We start from the raw sequence: 17,362 nt of genomic DNA, 5'->3' as shown, positions 1-17,362 counted from the left end.
GAGATTTTTAGGAAGTTCTTAAGGCGGCATTCCTAAAAATGGGGCTGTAGGAGCCAGCATGACCCCCGTTGCCACCGATCCATTTCCGCCTGCTGCCAATCAATTTACAGCGTTTTTGCGTGCCGCTGTCAGCCTGGATAACGCCGGGCTGAGAGGAGAGGCTCTGGAAGCCTTGCAGGAGGCGGAAGTTCTCCTGCCAGATCGCCCTGAAAGCGCTTTTCTTCTGGGCGGTCTGTATGAGCGTTTCCAGTATTGGGCGAAGGCCGCAGTTTTTTACGGAAAAGCCCTTCAGTCCAAGCCGGAAGCGCCCCGCGTGTGGCATCGTCTGGGGATTGTTCATCTTCATGAGGGAGCGTTGCCGGAAGCGCTTGAGGCTTTGGAAGAGGCGGTGTCTCAGGCCCCGGAGGTTCCTGATTACGCCACGGATCTGAGCATGGTGCTTTCCAGACTGGGGCGGTTTGAGGAGGCTCTGGGTCTGGTGCGTGTTGCCCTCACTCTTCGGCCGGACGATATCCATGCGCTGAATAATGCGGGCCATGTCCTGCAATGCCTCAATCGTTCGGCAGAGGCCGTAGGGTTTTATGATGCGGCCCTTCTGCAATCGTCATCCCATCCCGTCATTCGCTTCGGACGTGCGACAGCCCTGCTGAAAGCAGGTTCGTTTTTGGAAGGGTGGCAGGAATACGAATGGCGCTGGCAGTCTTCCCGAATGGTCAGGACAGATATCGAGGCGCCTGTCTGGGAAGGAGAGGATCTTCAGGGACGAACCATTCTTGTTCATCATGAGCAGGGATATGGCGATACTCTGCATTTCATCCGCCTCGTATCTCTCCTTGCTGCCCGAGGGGCCTGTGTTGTGGTGCAGGTGCCAGTACCGCTTGTACGTCTCATGGAAAGGGTTGAAGGGGTCGACCGGGTCTTTTCTGTCATGCCGGCTGAAGAGCGCTTCGATTACCATTGCGCGATGATGAGTCTTCCTGCCCGGCTGGGTCTGGAGTCCAATGTTGTCGGCCCGGTACCTTATCTTTCAGTGCCGGATGACGAGATCATACGGCAGGGCAATGCACTGCGCAGTGTGGCGCAGGGAAATCCGGCGCGGCCAGACTTCATTGTCGGACTGGTCTGGGGGGGCGATCCTCGCCCTCATGATCTGCGCGCCACGCAGACAGATCGCCGCCGAAGCATCTCGCTGAAGACGTTGGAACCGTTATTCTCGGTCGATGGAATACGTTTCGTCAGTTTCCAGATGGGCATGCCCAGACATCAGATCGAGGTGACAGGATTGCCTTTGGTCGAGGGAACAAACGATATTCTTGATTTTCAGGACACCGGTGCCCGTTTGTATGGTGTGGATCTGTTGATTACGGTCGATACGTCTATTGCCCATCTTGCTGGTGGGCTAGGCCTCCCTGTCTGGATGCTGTCACGGGCGGATTCGTGCTGGCGCTGGGGGGAAAGGGGCACTCAGACCGGGTGGTACCCGACAATGCGAATTTTCCGCCAATCCAGATCAGGTGACTGGGAGAGTGTGGTGGAAACTGTGTGTGTGGCCCTTGAACGCCTGATGGATGTGTACCGTTCCTGTCAGGCAGCGTCGCCGGCGAGCTGATCGCGGGACATAAAAAAAGCAGCCACCCGAAGATGACTGCTTTTTCTGGATTCCGAGACGGATGTGGGTCTTAGCGCGGAGCTATGACCATCAGCATCTGGCGGTTTTCCATACGGGGCATCTGCTCGACCTTGGCCTTTTCTTCAACCTCGAGACGGATACGCTCCATCATCTTGGCGCCAAGTTCCTGGTGAGCCATTTCTCGGCCCTTGAAGCGCAGGGAAACCTTCACCTTGTCGCCGTCGTCGAGGAACGAATTGATGGCCTTGAGCTTGGTCTGGAAGTCATGCTCACCCGTACCCGGACGAACCTTCACTTCCTTGATCTCAATGACCTTCTGTTTCTTGCGAGCTTCGTTCTTCTTCTTCTGCTGTTCGTACTTGAACTTGCCGTAGTCCAGAATCTTCACAACAGGCGGAACAGCGGTCGGGCTGATTTCCAGCAGGTCAAGGCCAACCGAGAAAGCACGCATCAGGGCATCCCGGGTCGTCATGACACCTTGCATTTCGCCTTCTTCGTCAATCAGACGAACCTGCGGAACACGGATTTCCTCGTTGACGCGCGGCCCCTCACGGGTGGGCGCGGCCTGCATCGGCGGTCTAGCTATGGTCAGCTCCTGTCGTAATTCTCATGCGGAGATCAGCCCGGACATCACGTCCCACTCTTCACGAGGAAGAGCGGGATGCGGTCTTTGCCGATCCCGTTCCTTTTGCACATAGTCCCGCACCCTTCCGGGTGCAAGAGGATTACGCGCAATCCTGCGAAAAGCGTGCAATATCTGGCGGGGTTGCCTCGGTCGACAGGGTTTTGACGGCCTCGTCGAGTCCCAGGATTTCCTGTTGTGCCCCGCCAAGGCGGCGCATGGCGACCTTGCGCTCTTCTGCTTCGCGACGTCCGACGACCAGAATAACCGGAACACGGGCAAGGCTGTGTTCGCGGATCTTGGCGTTGATCTTGTCGTTGCGCACGTCAGTTTCAACCTGAAGACCTGCGGCTTTCAGCTTGGCGGCAACCTCCGTGGCGTAATCGGCAGCATCGGAAACGATGGAAGCCACGACAACCTGCGTCGGTGCCAGCCAGAGCGGGAACTTGCCGGCATATTGCTCGATCAGAATGCCGATGAAGCGCTCAAAGCTGCCGAGGATAGCGCGGTGCAGCATGACCGGGCGGTGACGCTGGCTGTCTTCGCCAATATAGGACGCGTCCAGGCGCTCCGGCAGAACATAGTCCACCTGAAGCGTACCGCACTGCCAGTCACGACCGATCGCATCGGTCAGGACGAACTCCAGCTTCGGGCCGTAGAAGGCGCCTTCGCCGGGGTTGTACTCATACTCAACACCAGCGATCTCGCAGGCCTTCTTGAGCGAGCCTTCTGCCCGATCCCAGACTTCGTCAGAACCAGCACGCGTCTCCGGACGGTCCGAGAACTTCACGCGGAAGCTTTCGAAGCCCAGATCCGTGTAAACCTCGGCCAGCATCTTCACGAATTTTGCCGTTTCATCCGCAATCTGGTCGTCTGTGCAGAAGATGTGGGCGTCATCCTGCGTGAAGCCACGGACACGCATGATGCCATGCAGCGAGCCGGAAGGTTCATAACGATGGCACGCGCCGAACTCGGCCATACGTAGCGGCAGCTCACGGTAAGACCGCAGGCCATGGCGGAAGATCTGCACATGGCACGGGCAGTTCATCGGCTTCAGGGCGAGGGTTTTGTCTTCATCCTCAACCTGAGCAATGAACATGTTCTCGCGGTACTTGTCCCAGTGACCGGAGGCTTCCCAGAGTGCGCGGTCAACAAGCTGCGGTGTGCGGACTTCTTCGTAATTGTTCCGGGACTGCGCGCGACGCATGTAGTCCTGAAGGACCGTGTACAGACGCCAGCCCTTATGGTGCCAGAAGATCTGACCCACGGCTTCTTCCTGAATATGGAAAAGATCCATCTCACGGCCAATGCGGCGATGATCGCGTTTTTCGGCTTCCTCCAGGCGCATCAGATGAGCGTCCAGCTCCTTTTTGTCGCGCCAGGCCGTGCCGTAGATACGGGTCAGCATCGGGTTGCGATGGTCGCCGCGCCAGTAGGCACCCGCCACGCGCATGAGCTTGAACGCCGTTCCGACGTCTGCCGTGCCGCGCAGATGCGGGCCGCGACAGAGATCGAGCCATTCACCCTGACGGTAGATCGAAATCTGCTCGTCTTCCGGCAGGTCGCGGATCAGCTCGGCCTTGAAGTTCTCACCCTTCTCTTCGAAGAAGCGGATGGCTTCGTCACGATCCCACACCTCACGGGTGAAAGGCGCGTTGGCCGCCACAATCTCGCGCATCCTGGCTTCGATGGCTTCGAAGTCATCAGGCGTAAACGGCTTCTCGCGGGAGAAGTCGTAATAAAAGCCGTCCTTGATGCTCGGGCCAATCGTGACCTGTGTTTCCGGCCAGAGCGACTGCACGGCTTCGGCCAGAACATGGGCGGCGTCATGGCGGATCATCTCAAGAGAGGCGTCGTCCTTCTTCGTGACGAACTTGACGGCCGCATCGTCTGCAATCTCGGTTGCGAGATCGACGAGCTTGCCGTTCACCTCCATGGCCAGAGCGGCTTTTGCGAGCCCCGGACCGATGGAGGCGGCGATAGTCGTGCCCGTCACGGTCCCGTCGAACGTGCGGACGCTTCCGTCGGGGAGTGTGATGGCGGGCATGGGATCGCTCCTCTGCGATGGCTCCCGGCAGCCCTCTGCCGGGAAAAAGACACGCGTAAATGGCCCCAATCCGGCATGGGCCGCAAGCCCTGCACCGGAGAGAAGGCGGATTTATCGGTCGTTAGTCGCTGTCTGAAGGGTAAAAGGTGCCAGTCCGGCGCCATTCGGAAGGCGGCCCTCGCGCCATCCGGCATCCATATAATGGATCAGGGGCCAGATGCCGTAGAACGCATCCTTCACCACATCCGCGTTCTCATGAGCGTAAAACAGTGGATCGAACAGGACGTATTCGTGCTGTGATCCGTCTCCAAGGCGCCGGTGTGCCAGAAAATTCTGTGGAATGTGCGCCGGGAGCTGTGGCGCGGTTTTGTCTCCAAGAAGGGGGGCGGGATCTACGCCCAGCGCCTTGAAATGCTCTGCGATGACCGGCGCATAGATATCAGGTGTGTGCAGGTAGCTTCGGAGGAATTCTTCCTGACTGGCCTGAAAGTAATATCGGAGGTGATAGCCTTCCTTGGGGTTTGTTGGCGTGATCTGACCTGGCTTGGGTTTCTCCCCAGGGATGGCACCGGCGATATGAGACAGCTTCTGCCGGGCGTAACGCCGGATTTCTTCATAATCCGGACGGTTATGCAGATGAATATGTATGAAAGGCGTCCGGACGCAGCGTTCCCGATAGATGGTCTGGGGTGCATGCAGGCCCCGGTCCAGGCCGACAATTGTATGAGCCTTGAATAAGGCCCGTGGGACGGATTGCGGGCGATAATAGTTAGGCGCATCTGGTACGTTCAGGAACAGCCGGTCCGTAATCAGGGTTGCCTGTTCATCTTTCAGGAGTTCGAACTGTGCCCGGATTTCGGCCGGATCTACCGAGAGGCGATCCAGAAAGAAAGCAAGAAATTCATCGCAATCCATGGGGAGAGCGAAATCGCAGGCATTCTCGGCATCCCAGCCTCGGATGATCTCCGTGAAGATTTCCCCTTTGCGCAGGAAATCCTTGTGGGCCCGGTACTTGCGAATGATCTGGACGCCCTGCGCTTCGTAACGCTTCTGCACATCCTTGACGTGAGGGTCAGTAGAGCCGTTGTCGATAACTGTCAGATTGGAGAGACCAAAAATGGCCCCATGCCAGAGGATCCACGGCTCAAGCAGTGTGGCCTCGTTTTTCTGCATCGTGACGCAACGGATAACTGTCATGCAGGGAGTAGAGCCTCTATCCGGGATGCAGGCAACAGTGCGAGATCCGGAACGTCCAGAATGGTCGTTCTCCCAGGAGTTAGTGCCAGCGGGGCCGTCAGGCGAGGGTCACTGTCCTCGGAAAACAGGGCGATGATCGGCCTGTCCATGGCAGCAGCCAGATGCATTGGCCCGGTATCGTTTCCAATAACCTGTTCTGCCCGGTCAAGCACGCCACCCAGTTCGATCAGGCTGGTTTTTCCCGTGAGGTCTACTGCCTGTGGGCAGAGGCTACGGATCTGCTCAGCCAGAGGGGTTTCTGTAGCGCTTCCCACGATGATCGGTGTGATCCCGCGTCGGAACAGGGTCTGGGCCACTTCTGCAAACCGTGTGACAGGCCAGCGCTTCTGAGGACGATGGGGCGCAGCACCGGGAACCAGAACGACATACCGTCCCTGAATTTTTGGCCCGTGCCCTCGAAGCCATTCGGGTACTGTGCGATCGAGTGGCTTTACACCTGCCGCGCGAAGCTGGTCATCCAGACGTGCGAGTGTATGCATCTCATTGCGGGACGGGTTGGCGTGGGGGTGACAGCAGCCACTGGAAATTCCAGACCAGTTTCTGGGTCGGCCCGCAAGCCGGAAATAGGTTTTTGAGCGACCGGATGTCTGAAGATCGAAAATACGATCGAATCCATGCAACGTCCGCGACAGTCGGAACAGGGCAACCGGATGTTTCAGGGAGGGGCGCCGGTCTGTCGTGACCTCGTCGAACCACGGCGCGGCCTGAGCAAGCTCCGCAAAGGGAGGCGTGGTCAGGAGCGTGATATGATCATTCGGAAACGCAGCCCGAATGGAAGCAAAGGCTCCGAAAGCCTGAACGAAATCGCCCAGAGCACCGAGCTTGATGACGAGAATACGACTCATGACCCTGATTTCTAGCAGGGTCTGACGGAACGCCAACTGCCAGAGCTGACGTTCCGCAAAAGAAATCCTGTTTGAAGCAGGATTGGGTCTTAAAATTAGACCGTGGTATCGAGCCCCGGAGAAGCCTTGGCGGCATCGGCTTCTGGTGTTCCCTTGGCGACCACAACCATGGCTGGCTTCAGCAGGCGGCCCTTGAGAAGCCATGCTGGCGTCCAAGACTGCATGACGTGGCCCGGCGTATGCTGATCGGAAGGCTGTTCCGCCATCGCCTGATGCAGATTGGCATCGAACGGCTTGCCGGTCGGATCCTCGCAGGTGATGCCGTGGCGTTCCAGGATGTTGATGAAGGAGCGTTCCGTGCCTTCAATCCCTTCACGCAGCTTCGTAATCAGGGTGTCTTCACCTTCAGTCTTTGCCGGAATGGAGGCAAGGCCACGCTGAAGATTTTCAGCAGCCTCGACAACGTCACGGGCAAATTTCTGGATGGCATACTGACGCGCATCTTCCACATCCCGCTTGGCGCGGGCGCGGATGTTCTGATTTTCCGCTTCGGAGCGGACCCAGCGATCCTTGAGCTCTGCAACCTCAGCTTCAAGAGCCTCGATGCGCGCTTCTGGCGTGGTTTCTTCCAGCGTTTCGCCGCCGGTTTCGTTCATACCGGGTGTCTCGACGCCCTGCTCAGGCGCGTCGTTCACTGTTTCCGGCGTAGTCTTCTGGTCTGGCATGTCACGACCTTATCTTGTGGGACGGGCCATCCCGTGGCCCCGTTCTTCTTCAGGAGATAACGCGGATTGTCTCAAAGACAAGGGTTGCAACGTGGTAGGATGTCATTGAAATGCCTATTTTCCGCCATGGTGCGCCATGCGTTATAGATAATCTTGGCATCAGATTTCAGCAGACGGACCCCATATGGAGACGCCACACACTCCCTACGCGCCCCAGTCGGCCAGCAACCAGACCCCGTCTGGCGTAGCTACGGCACCGATTATTGCGCTGGTGGATGATGACCGGAACATTCTTGCTTCCGTCCAGATGACCCTCGAATCCGAAGGGTTCACCGTTCACACCTATACGGATGGTGAAAGTGCCCTTCAGGGAATCATCAGCCGCCCGGTCAGCCTGGCTGTACTGGATGTGAAGATGCCGCGCATGGATGGCATGGAACTTCTCCAGCGCCTTCGTGCCCGGTCAAACCTGCCCGTCATTTTCCTGACGTCGAAAGACGAAGAGCTGGATCAGCTCATGGGGCTGCGGTTGGGGGCGGATGACTACATCACCAAGCCGTTCTCCCAGCGGCTGCTCATTGAGCGGATTCGGGCACTCCTGCGTCGGCAGGATGCAAGTCGTGCTGAGGCCGCCGGTGCAACAGCCGTTGGTTCAGCCATCGTGCGCGGTCAGCTCTCCCTTGATGAAACGCGGCACCAGTGCCTGTGGGGTGGACAGGACATTGCCCTGACGGTCACGGAGTTCCTTCTGGTCAAGGCTCTGGCCATGCGTCCCGGCATGGTAAAGTCCCGCGATCAGCTCATTGACGCAGCGTATGGTGACAACATCTACGTTGATGACCGGACGATCGACAGTCACATCAAACGCGTCCGCAAGAAGTTCCGTCAGGTTGATGACAGCTTCAACCAGATCGAAACCCTCTATGGCATCGGGTATCGTTACCGGGATGAGTGACGCAGCGTGATCCTTTCCTTTTGCCAGTTGGAAAAGCCGCGTGGGTAACGCAGACCCTTCTTCCGCCCTCGCTTATGATCTTGATTCGGACCGTCTCGAGCAGGGGCGTGACCGTCGTCATGCCGCAGCAGCGCGGCGCGGACTTCTGCAATCCCTGCAAAGGATGTTCACCCGAAAAGGCCCTCCTGATCCACGGCGGAAACTTGCGTCTCCTCTCCTTGGACGCATCCTTCTCCTGAATATCCTTCCGCTGGCTCTGCTGGCAGTGACGCTTCTGTTTCTGGATCAGTTTCAGAACAGTCTTCTGGAAACAGACGTCAACGCCCTGAGAGAGCAGGCACATATTTACGCGGCTGCTGTGGGTCAGTCTGCTGTCATTGCCGCGCCTAAAGTCGGGGGAAAACCGGCGCCTGGCGGAGAGTTCGTGCTTGATCCCTCGCAGGCGCGGCCATTGCTGGCGCGTCTGACCGAGCCAAGCCCGAACGCTCATGCGCTGCTGTTCGATCCGGATGGAAAGCTCGTGGCGGATAGCCAGACAGAGCCAAAACACCCCCCGAAACCCATTATCCCGGATGCCGCATCGGATGGTCTGCCCTGGCATCCCCCTCGGAACAATGCGCTAGAGACATTTTACGATTGGCTGCTGTCTCTGCTGCCGCTGACGTCCAGCGAGGGAATCGTGACGCTGGATACGCCGGATTCAGCGACCGATGGCCCTCATGACGCGCAGCCCTTGCGGGCGCAGTCGGAGCTTCCCCCCTTCATCCGTCGCACAAAAGACCATCAGCTTGTGGTCACGGTTGTTGAACCGGTGGTGCATGAAGGTCTGACTGTGGGTGAGATCCAACTGACCCGGCATGCTCCGGAAGTGGATCGGTCGTTGTTTGCGGTCCGTTCATCCATTCTGTCTCTGGTGCTGGCAGCGCTCGTCGTCACTATTCTGCTGTCCTGGTACCTCTCCCTGACTATCGCTCGACCGTTGCTGACACTGGCTCGGGCTTCTCATGAAATGCGGGAATCTGACGGGCGTAAGGATCTGGTCCCCGAGCGTCTGCTGGCGCGACGGGACGAGATTGGCGTTCTGGCAAGGTCTCTGCGCGGCAGTGCGCTCGCGCTTTGGGCACGCATGGATGATATTGAGCGGTTCGCCGCCGATGTCAGTCATGAGATCAAGAACCCGCTGTCGTCGATCCGTTCGGCGATTGAGACGCTTCCAAGAATCGCGATTCCGGAACGGCGTGATCGTCTGCTGGGAATCATTAACAGCGACGTGAAACGCCTTGATCGACTGATTACGGACATTTCGGATGCCAGCCGCATTGACGCCGAACTGTCTCGCGTCCGACCGGAGCCTGTCTCTGTCGTCGCGCTTTTGTCTATTCTGGCGGAAATGCACCAGACCACACGCAAGGATGATGCTCCGGTCCTGCGTCTTGATGTTCGGGATCAGGAGCCGCCACTTCGGGCTTTTGCGGTGGAAGACCGGCTGGTTCAGGTTCTGCGCAATCTCATCGGTAATGCTGTTTCGTTTTCACCGCCTAATGGTGTGATTGCCCTCCATGCCAGCGCACGGGACATTGCGGGGAGTGGTCCAGGAACAGGCAGCGTGGTGGAAATCACCATCAGTGACCAAGGGCCCGGAATTCCGCCTGGAAAGCTCGACAGCATCTTTGACCGTTTCTATTCAGAGCGGCCGCAGACCGAGCATTTCGGTCAGCATTCCGGGTTGGGTCTGGCTATCAGTCGTCAGATCATTCACGCGCTGCGTGGAAGCCTGTTTGCTGAAAACATTCTCGACGCTTCGGGAGCAATTTCCGGCGCCTGCTTTGTCGTTCGGCTTCCCCGCGCAACCTGAAAGGGTCAGTGAGGTATTGGTCGGCATCCTGTGCCGTGTTTCAAATCCACTGACCGGAATGCTGGCCGTCCGTTTGCCTCCGGTTTCCTGAAACAGGAGTGTAGCGGCAAAAGGAATAGCCAGCGTCAGGATGCAAAGGGGTGAAATGCAGTCCTTAACCATGGGGAGATGCAACTGGTCGGGCTGCGAGCAGAACGTGGCCGACCCGCTGGTCTTTTAGCTGCTCTTCACGGACGTCGCGCAATGTATGAAGAGCATCCTGTCGTGCAATCTGGGCGCAGGATGAAACATCTTCCGGTGTTGCGGTATCCATGGGGTTGGTTACGGAACAGACGGACTGGGCTGCATCATCGACACGAGAGGCCGCGATCCGCCAGTCGTGCTCATTGGCAAGATTAAGCCCCGAGATATTCACGGTCTGGCTGGACGTTGTTGGGACAAGTACCGGTGAAAGCGGTGCGGCAATGCTGCGTGACGTTGGTACGAGCGTCAGGGCGGCGAGAAGAACACTGCAGACTGGAAGGGAGGCGCGAAACATGGCGGAAGCCTTTCTGCTTGAAAAGATGCGGCGATCATGTCGCCTGCAAATCGTTATGCAGAAGGCGTGCCAAACCTGTTTTTCTCAGTGGTTTTCCGAGCCTGGGAATGTATTTTCAAAGAATTTTCTGGAAAAATGATAAATATCGCCTCTTTGTGGTGATATTTATCATTTTATGGAGATGGGGTAGCAATGAGGCTCAGGGCAATACGTTGGTTGGGCTGAGGAAATCCCTGAACGATCCGTAGAGTCAGAGCTGGTCGCGCAGCAGCAAGTGCCTCTCCGAGGGTGCTCTGGCACTGGCTGAACCCGTCTCCCTCACGAAGCATCGCAGCAACATGTCTGGTCTGGTTCAGAGTCAGTCCGTGTTTTGCCAGTTCTTCTGAAATAGCCTCCAGTGCAGCCTCACATTCTTCCGAAAGGCGCTGTGGCCGTTCGCCCGATGGTCCAAGACCATTAAAGTCCGTGCATGTCACTTCGTCGCCATGGACAGTGACAGTCTCGTATCTGGAAGATTCGCCCATATGATCCGTATTCCCGATCTGTCATCAGAGGTCTCAAATCCCTCTCCGGACAAAGGCGCTGACGGCGATGCAGCGCAATCCGTTGCACAGGGTTCTAAACCGGAGTTGGAAGGGTCGCAATCCGTGTCATCTCGGCAACGGTTTCCCGATACCGAAAATTTTCATGCATCCTGTGTTGCTCTGGACGGAAAAGCCATCCTGCTTTGTGGTCCCTCCGGAGCGGGAAAGTCGATCCTTGCCCTGCAACTGATCGAGGCAGGTTTCTCGCTGGTGTCTGATGATCGTGTGGTGATGAGGGGGGAGTATGTCAGTCCTCCGGCTGCGTTGGCAGGGTTATTGGAAGTTCGGGGGGTTGGGATACTTCGAACATCTTTTGTCACGAATGCGCGAGTGATCCTGAAGGTCTTTCTGGGGGATGCTGGCGCCCGCCTGCCGGCTCCTGAGCGAGATAAGGAAACGGGTGCGGTTGTCCTGCACCTGAATGGCAGTTTTCCCGGAGATTTGTGCCGTATTGTGGCTGCCTTCAGAGCCTGTTGCGGCGCGTATGAATGGCACGCCGGAGCAGGCGGCGATGTGCCCGGATTCTGAAACGGCGAAATAGTTCCTTCTCTTCTGAAAAAGGGCTAGAGTAGGGCGCATGACACCGGTGAATATCCCCGAGTCCGAACCTTTGGCAGGATATGGGCCTGGTTCCAGACAGATCCTGATCGTTACAGGGCTTTCCGGTGCCGGAAAATCATCCATTCTACGTGTGCTTGAAGATCTCGGCTACGAAGTCGTGGATAATCCACCTTTGCACCTTCTTGAAGCCCTGGCCTCACGAAGCAGCTCCCGGCTGGCCATTGGAATCGATGTCCGAAGTCGTGGCTTTGAAGCGTCCCGTGTTCTTGAGGAAATGGACCGGCTGAAAGCTCTCCCTGGCAGTCAGGTTCAGCTTCTCTATGCAACGGCCGAGCCTGAAATCCTGTTGCGTCGCTTTACGGCCACCCGGCGTCGCCATCCTCTGGTTACGAGTGGCACGATCCTTCCGGGTATCGAGCAGGAAAGTCGTCTGCTGGCCCCTCTGCGTGCCCATGCGGATTTCGTCATCGATACATCCGACTTGCCCGCCCCTGAATTGAGGCAGTTGATCGAGACCCGTTTCGGCAGTGGCTCCGAAGATGGTCTGACTGTCGCGCTTATGTCTTTCGCTTATCCGTCCGGCCTGCCCAGGGAAGCGGATATGGTGTTCGATGCCCGGTTTCTGCGAAATCCGCATTACGATCCGACGCTACAGCCCATGACAGGTCTGGATCAGGCGGTCGTGCAGCACGTCAAGCAGGATCCGGCTTATCCAGCCTTCTTCAATCATGTGCATGGCCTGCTGGATCTCGTGCTGCCCCGTTTTGTTGAGGAAGGCAAAAAATACGCCACCATCGCTGTAGGGTGCAGCGGTGGCCGCCACCGTTCTGTCACCATCATTGAGGAACTGGCGCGCCTGCTGCCAGAAACGGCGCCTGTTGGGCCGATGATGGTGCTGCATCGTGAGCTGGCGCGGAAAGGCCTGTCCTCGTGGCGTTGGGCTGTTCCACCGCATAACCTGTCCCCGCAGGACAAATCTGCATGATTGGACTGATGCTGGTCACGCATGGCAGGCTCGGCGAAGTCCTGCTTGAAACCATGGTGCATGTGGTCGGACCTCAAGCCCAGATCGGAATTGTGGGCGTTGGCGACGATGACGACCCGGCTCTTCTGCACCCCGAAGCAGACAGGCTGCTACATCAACTGGACACGGGAGACGGTGTTCTTGTCCTGACGGATATTTTTGGAAGTTCCCCTTCCAACCTGGCGCTGTCTCTTCGGAAACCGGGACACGTTGAAATCGTTTCAGGCGTGAATGTGCCTATGCTGGTCAAGCTCGCAAAAACACGCGCGGGACTGGATCTTGCAGGCTGCATTGAAAAAGCAACGATGGCCGGGCGCAAATATATCGCGGTTGCGTCCCAGCTTCCTGATCCCTGTCTCCATGGGGGGCCGCGCCCCTGTGTCATGCCGGTCCCCTGATGAGCGAAACAGCCCTTGCCCCCCGCACCCTGACCATCGTCAATCGGTTAGGACTGCACGCCCGCGCTGCGGCCAAACTTGTCACGACCGCCGAGCGGTTTGATGCGGAAACGACCGTCGAGCGCGGCGGAAATGTGGTGTCTGCTCTTTCAATCATGGGCCTTATGATGCTGGGCGCCGGTGAGGGGGAAACGGTAACGCTTCGCTCCCATGGACCGCAGGCACTCCAAGCGCTGGACGCTGTAGGAGCCCTGATCTCAGACGGATTCGGTGAGCGTGACTGAACCGGCCTCCCGTTCCGGCCGACCCCGAGCGTCCCGTTCACGCAAAGCTGCCTTCAGCTCCATTACACTGCAGGGTAAAGCCATCACTCAGTCCATCGGGCTGGGCCCGGCTGGACGTGTCGAGGAACTTCCTCTTCCGAATATCGCAGAACGATACAGTCAGATCGGTCCTGAGGCTGAGCTTGTACGGCTGGACGCTGCCATTACCCGTGCACTCCGCCAGATCGAGAAAATGCGGGACCGGTTGGTTGGTCTCCCCGAAGAGGGGCGGGAGGAAATTGCCACCCTGCTGACAGTGTATGAGCGCATGCTCGGACCGTCCCGCCTGACGCGTCAGGTTCGGGCGCGGATCAGCGAAGATGGACTGTGTGCCGAAGCTGCTGTGTCTGAAGTCAGCGAGGCGCTGGCTTTGCAGGTTCTGCGGACTGCAGAGGCCATGGCAGGCGAGCATGGTGGACAGGAGCAGGATGCCAACCTCAGACTGGCCGGAGAGTTTGAGGAAATCGGTCGTCGGCTGATCCGCAATCTTACAGGTGTGTCCTACAGGGCGTTTTCCAGCCTGCCCCCTGGCTCTGTCCTTGTAGCCGAACAGCTGCGCCCGGCTGATGTGGCAATGATCGATCCGGCACGGATTGCGGCTGTTGTTACCGAAGGCGGCGGCGGCGCAGATCACACAGCCATTCTGCTGCGTGCCTTGGATATCCCCGCGATTCTGGCTGTGCCCAATCTGATGGCGCAGGTGAATGAGGGTGATATGCTCGTCGTGGACGGGCATCTTGGCACGATTACGCTCTCTCCAAATGAAACAGAACTGCGCCTGGCTCGGGAAGCCGCCCAGAAGGAAGCCAAGGAAAAGCGGGCATTCGGTCGCCTGAAAAAACTTCCGGCCCAGTTGCAGGGCGGTGAGCCCATTGAGCTTCTCGCCAATCTGGAACTCCCTGCCGAACTCCCGATGCTGCTGCGTAATGGTGCCAGGGGAATTGGCCTGCTGCGGAGCGAGTTCCTGTTCGGTGAGCGGGATGATCTGCCAGACGAGGATGGGCAGGCTGCGACGTATCGATCCATTATTGAAGGCATGGATGGACGGCAGGTCACGATCCGCGTTCTGGACTGGGGTGGCGAGAAAGGCCGTGCCTGTATGCGCCGTCTCGGTCTGGCGGAACAGGTGGCGGATGGGGATAACCCCGCGCTTGGCCTGAGGGGAATCCGTCTGCTCCTGCGCGTTCCGGATGTTCTGGAAACCCAGTTTGCTGCAATTCTGAGAGCGGCCGCGCCGGAAGAGGGCAATACGGCGATCGGCCCGGTCCGTGTTCTGCTGCCGATGGTCACATCCCCGGATGAAGTGATCGAGGCACGGGAAATCTACGAAAAGGTAGCGCGACGCCTCAAGCGTAAACAGGTGCCTTTGCCTGAGGTGCTTCCGCCCCTCGGGATCATGGTTGAGACACCGGCAGCCGCCCTGACGGCAAATACCATGGCGCAGCATGCGGACTTCATGGCCCTCGGAACCAATGACCTGACGATGTACACGCTGGCCGTGGACCGTGCGGATTCAATGGTGGCCGATCGATACAGCCCTCTTCATCCGGCGGTTCTGCAACTGATCGAGGCGACGGCGGAGTCAGCCCTGCGTGCTCATCGGCCCATTTCCGTTTGTGGAGAAATGGCATCCGATCCCAGAGTTGTTGCACTTCTGATCGGATTTGGCCTTCGGTCGTTTTCTATGAATTCAGCGTCATTGCCACGTGTGAAGCGGCTGATCCGAACCCTTAAGATGGAAGATTGTGATCATCTGCGACGCCAGGTGATGATGGAGACGGACCCTGCTGCCATTCAGGCTCTGATTCGGGATTTTGCGATCTGATAAGCCCATTGTCCGGGTCTCTATCGAAAAAATTACCGCTCGATGCCATATAAGGGAGATCATGCCGGATTCGTCTTATGAGACCTCCCCTGCGGAGGACCTGTCTTTTTCTCCAACTGTTACGGCCCGTCTTGAGCGGGCTGGTGACTGGTGCCGGCACCGTGGGCAACGCCTGACGGAGACGCGGCGTCAGGTTCTGGGGTTGATCCTCTCGTCCGAGAAACCCTCCGGTGCCTATGATCTACTGGCCCGTCTGCGGCCTGCGCATCCGAATGCAGCGCCACCCACGGTCTATCGGGCGATAGATTTTCTTCTGGAACAGGGTCTTATTCATCGTCTGGAGCGTCTGAGTGCTTTCGTTGCCTGTTCGCATGCAACGGACTGCCATCACGGCTGTGACCATGGGGAATGGGGTGTTCACCGTGCCCAGTTTCTGATTTGCAAGTCATGCGGTCGGGCCTGGGAACTGGAGCAGGAAACGATCGTTCCCGCCCTCATGATCGCTGCGAAAGAAGCTGGCTTTCGGGCTGAAGCTGCCACAGTCGAAATTGAAGGGATTTGCGCGGGGTGCCAGAAAGCCGCCCATAGCGCTCACTGATTGCAATGGGCGCGCGACGTTCTTCACCGCCCGCCCTTCCGTTCGAAGATCTTCCCCATCGGCGCGTCACCAGGACGAGCCCCTCCCGAGAAGCTCGAACGCCTTCTCCCACACACTCTCAGCCAGATCTGCTTGATTGGCAGCCGCCGCAAACGCATCTGTCTGCCGAAGATATTGATGCTCAGGTTCTGGAAGCTGTGGGGTTCCGCCCTGCGTCCGGAGGAGCATTTCTTTACGCCGTGCTGGATCTTGCTTATGCGCGGATCATCGTGGAGCACGGTCTGCCCTTTGAGGACCGACTGGTTTTTCTTGAGGCCAAGGCGGCCGTCAATGTGCTTGCGGAGCTACCACCGGAGCAGGAAACCGGGATTCTTCGGGTGCGTCGCAGGTTGATCCAGTCCTGGCTGGAGACACATCGCGACGGCGACAAGTCATGCTATGTGCTGGTCGCAAAACAGCCTTCAGAAGGCTGACAGTATAAGGTTGAAATGAATGACAGCACAGACAGGATCAGGTCTGCTCGCGGAAGTCACGCGCGGCAGGCTGGTTGAATCGCGACATCTGGGTCGCGCCATTGTGGTGGACGCGGATGGCGCTGTCGTCTGGTCCTGTGGTGACGTGGAGGCACCCGTTTTCCCACGGTCTACCGTCAAATCCCTTCTGGCCATTGAACTTGTGGAAAGTGGTGCCGCAGATCGACTTGGTCTGACGTCTGAAGCTTTGGCACTGGCCTGCGCCTCCCACGGGGGAGAAGAACCCCATGCAAAAGCTGCTGCCTCCATGCTGGCTGCTGTCGGGCGTGATGTGGAGGCTCTGGAATGCGGAACGCACTGGCCAACCTATGAGCCAGCGGCCAGAGCGCTTGCCGCTACTCATCAGGCTGCATGCCCGCTTCACAATAACTGCTCCGGCAAACATGCCGGGCTGATCTGCCTCGCCTGTGATCAGGGTGTGGACCCGACGGGCTATATTAATCCGTCTCATGAGATCCAGCGCCGCGTCACGGATGTTCTGGCAGCCATGACAGGCACGCTTCATACAGAGGCCAACCGCGGTACGGATGGTTGTTCCATGCCGACCTACGCTGTCCCCCTTAAATCTCTTGCTTATGGGTTCGCGCGTTTTGGAAGCGGGATCGGTCTCTCCGCAGGTCGGGCTGCTGCAACCAGGCGTCTTCGTGAAGCTGTTGCCGCCAACCCGTTCATGGTTGCCGGGACCGGGCGGTATGACACAACGGTCATGAACAATTTCGAAACTCGTGCGTTCATCAAAATGGGCGCTGAAGGTGTTATGATCGCAGCCCTCCCTGAACAGGGACTGGGTCTGGCTATCAAGACGGATGACGGCGCCAACCGGGCTGCTGAAGTCGCGATGTCTGCTCTGTTGCACCATTTTGGTGGCGAGGCACTGTGCCGAACGCCTGGGGATCATGCGGTTCTGACGGATACGGCAACTCAGGCGCTCCGGAACTGGCAGGGCGTGACAGTGGGCGAAATTCGGGCTGCCCTCACGATCTGACCATGATCGTATTATAAGGATTACAATTCTGACATCCATCGTACAGGTGGATGTCAT

General features: G+C 58.0%; 18 protein-coding genes. 11 read left to right on the top strand and 7 right to left on the bottom strand.

The features are described from left to right. Positions 1-58: 58 nt before the first annotated feature. On the top strand, positions 59-1,609 hold the full coding sequence (locus B7444_RS06605) for a tetratricopeptide repeat protein (RefSeq protein WP_007281715.1): 1,551 nt from the start codon (positions 59-61) through the stop codon (positions 1,607-1,609). A 70-nt stretch (positions 1,610-1,679) separates the two neighbouring features. On the opposite strand, the gene infC is transcribed toward B7444_RS06605, so the two are convergent. The 5 genes from infC to B7444_RS06580 all read right to left on the bottom strand — a co-directional run bounded on the left by infC (position 1,680) and on the right by B7444_RS06580 (position 7,126). Further along, positions 1,680-2,201: a translation initiation factor IF-3 gene (gene infC / locus B7444_RS06600; protein ID WP_007281714.1), complete on the bottom strand. Its 522-nt coding sequence runs from the start codon at positions 2,199-2,201 to the stop codon at positions 1,680-1,682. A 154-nt stretch (positions 2,202-2,355) separates the two neighbouring features. Further along, complete coding sequence (gene thrS / locus B7444_RS06595; RefSeq protein ID WP_007281713.1) at positions 2,356-4,299, bottom strand: threonine--tRNA ligase; 1,944 nt, start codon at positions 4,297-4,299, stop codon at positions 2,356-2,358. A gap of 111 nt (positions 4,300-4,410) precedes the next feature. Beyond that, positions 4,411-5,496, bottom strand: a complete 1,086-nt coding sequence (locus B7444_RS06590; protein ID WP_007281712.1) for a glycosyltransferase family 2 protein — start codon at positions 5,494-5,496, stop codon at positions 4,411-4,413. Next, on the bottom strand, positions 5,493-6,401 hold the full coding sequence (locus tag B7444_RS06585) for a glycosyltransferase family 9 protein (protein ID WP_016737872.1): 909 nt from the start codon (positions 6,399-6,401) through the stop codon (positions 5,493-5,495). The genes B7444_RS06590 and B7444_RS06585 overlap by 4 nt, the downstream gene beginning before the upstream one ends. A gap of 95 nt (positions 6,402-6,496) precedes the next feature. Continuing rightward, positions 6,497-7,126 carry a nucleotide exchange factor GrpE gene (locus tag B7444_RS06580; protein ID WP_007281710.1) on the bottom strand — a complete coding sequence of 210 codons (630 nt, stop codon included), beginning with the start codon at positions 7,124-7,126 and terminating at the stop codon, positions 6,497-6,499. Between the two features lie 184 nt (positions 7,127-7,310). Here B7444_RS06580 and B7444_RS06575 point away from each other — a divergent pair, with 184 nt between their 5' ends. Then, the gene (locus B7444_RS06575; RefSeq protein WP_007281709.1) at positions 7,311-8,081 is read left to right on the top strand and encodes a response regulator transcription factor; all 771 of its coding nucleotides are present in this window, start codon (positions 7,311-7,313) and stop codon (positions 8,079-8,081) included. 40 nt (positions 8,082-8,121) lie between these two features. Continuing rightward, positions 8,122-9,936: a stimulus-sensing domain-containing protein gene (locus B7444_RS06570; RefSeq protein WP_007281708.1), complete on the top strand. Its 1,815-nt coding sequence runs from the start codon at positions 8,122-8,124 to the stop codon at positions 9,934-9,936. Positions 9,937-10,090: 154 nt separating this feature from the next. Here the strand turns inward: B7444_RS06570 and B7444_RS06565 are convergent, their stop codons facing one another. Further along, positions 10,091-10,474 carry a UrcA family protein gene (locus B7444_RS06565; RefSeq protein WP_007281707.1) on the bottom strand — a complete coding sequence of 128 codons (384 nt, stop codon included), beginning with the start codon at positions 10,472-10,474 and terminating at the stop codon, positions 10,091-10,093. A gap of 173 nt (positions 10,475-10,647) precedes the next feature. Beyond that, positions 10,648-10,998 (bottom strand): hypothetical protein, encoded by a 351-nt coding sequence (locus B7444_RS06560; RefSeq protein ID WP_007281705.1) that lies wholly within the window; start codon positions 10,996-10,998, stop codon positions 10,648-10,650. Between B7444_RS06560 and B7444_RS06555 the strand changes: the two genes are divergently transcribed. The 8 genes from B7444_RS06555 to B7444_RS06520 all read left to right on the top strand — a co-directional run bounded on the left by B7444_RS06555 (position 10,999) and on the right by B7444_RS06520 (position 17,305). Continuing rightward, entirely contained in the window at positions 10,999-11,586 is a 588-nt protein-coding gene (locus tag B7444_RS06555) for an HPr kinase/phosphorylase (RefSeq protein WP_007281704.1), read from the top strand. It begins immediately after the preceding gene. Between the two features lie 49 nt (positions 11,587-11,635). Next, the gene (rapZ, locus tag B7444_RS06550) at positions 11,636-12,604 is read left to right on the top strand and encodes an RNase adapter RapZ (RefSeq protein WP_035729409.1); all 969 of its coding nucleotides are present in this window, start codon (positions 11,636-11,638) and stop codon (positions 12,602-12,604) included. Beyond that, complete coding sequence (locus B7444_RS06545; RefSeq protein ID WP_007281702.1) at positions 12,601-13,041, top strand: PTS sugar transporter subunit IIA; 441 nt, start codon at positions 12,601-12,603, stop codon at positions 13,039-13,041. The genes rapZ and B7444_RS06545 overlap by 4 nt, the downstream gene beginning before the upstream one ends. Further along, complete coding sequence (locus tag B7444_RS06540; RefSeq protein ID WP_007281701.1) at positions 13,041-13,325, top strand: HPr family phosphocarrier protein; 285 nt, start codon at positions 13,041-13,043, stop codon at positions 13,323-13,325. Before B7444_RS06545 ends, B7444_RS06540 begins: the two co-directional genes overlap by 1 nt. Continuing rightward, positions 13,318-15,189: a phosphoenolpyruvate--protein phosphotransferase gene (gene ptsP / locus B7444_RS06535; protein ID WP_007281700.1), complete on the top strand. Its 1,872-nt coding sequence runs from the start codon at positions 13,318-13,320 to the stop codon at positions 15,187-15,189. The genes B7444_RS06540 and ptsP overlap by 8 nt, the downstream gene beginning before the upstream one ends. 61 nt (positions 15,190-15,250) lie before the next feature. Continuing rightward, positions 15,251-15,787, top strand: a complete 537-nt coding sequence (locus tag B7444_RS06530; protein ID WP_007281699.1) for a Fur family transcriptional regulator — start codon at positions 15,251-15,253, stop codon at positions 15,785-15,787. Positions 15,788-15,792: 5 nt separating this feature from the next. Continuing rightward, positions 15,793-16,260: a hypothetical protein gene (locus tag B7444_RS06525; RefSeq protein ID WP_007281698.1), complete on the top strand. Its 468-nt coding sequence runs from the start codon at positions 15,793-15,795 to the stop codon at positions 16,258-16,260. A gap of 19 nt (positions 16,261-16,279) precedes the next feature. Further along, positions 16,280-17,305 (top strand): asparaginase, encoded by a 1,026-nt coding sequence (locus B7444_RS06520; RefSeq protein WP_007281697.1) that lies wholly within the window; start codon positions 16,280-16,282, stop codon positions 17,303-17,305. The last annotated feature ends 57 nt before the right edge of the window (positions 17,306-17,362 follow it).

Origin of the sequence: Gluconobacter thailandicus F149-1 = NBRC 100600 (assembly GCF_000964465.1) — a bacterium.
GTDB lineage: Bacteria > Pseudomonadota > Alphaproteobacteria > Acetobacterales > Acetobacteraceae > Gluconobacter > Gluconobacter thailandicus.
Note: the sequence above shows the minus strand (reverse complement) of the source record. Positions and strands in the feature narration are given on the sequence as shown.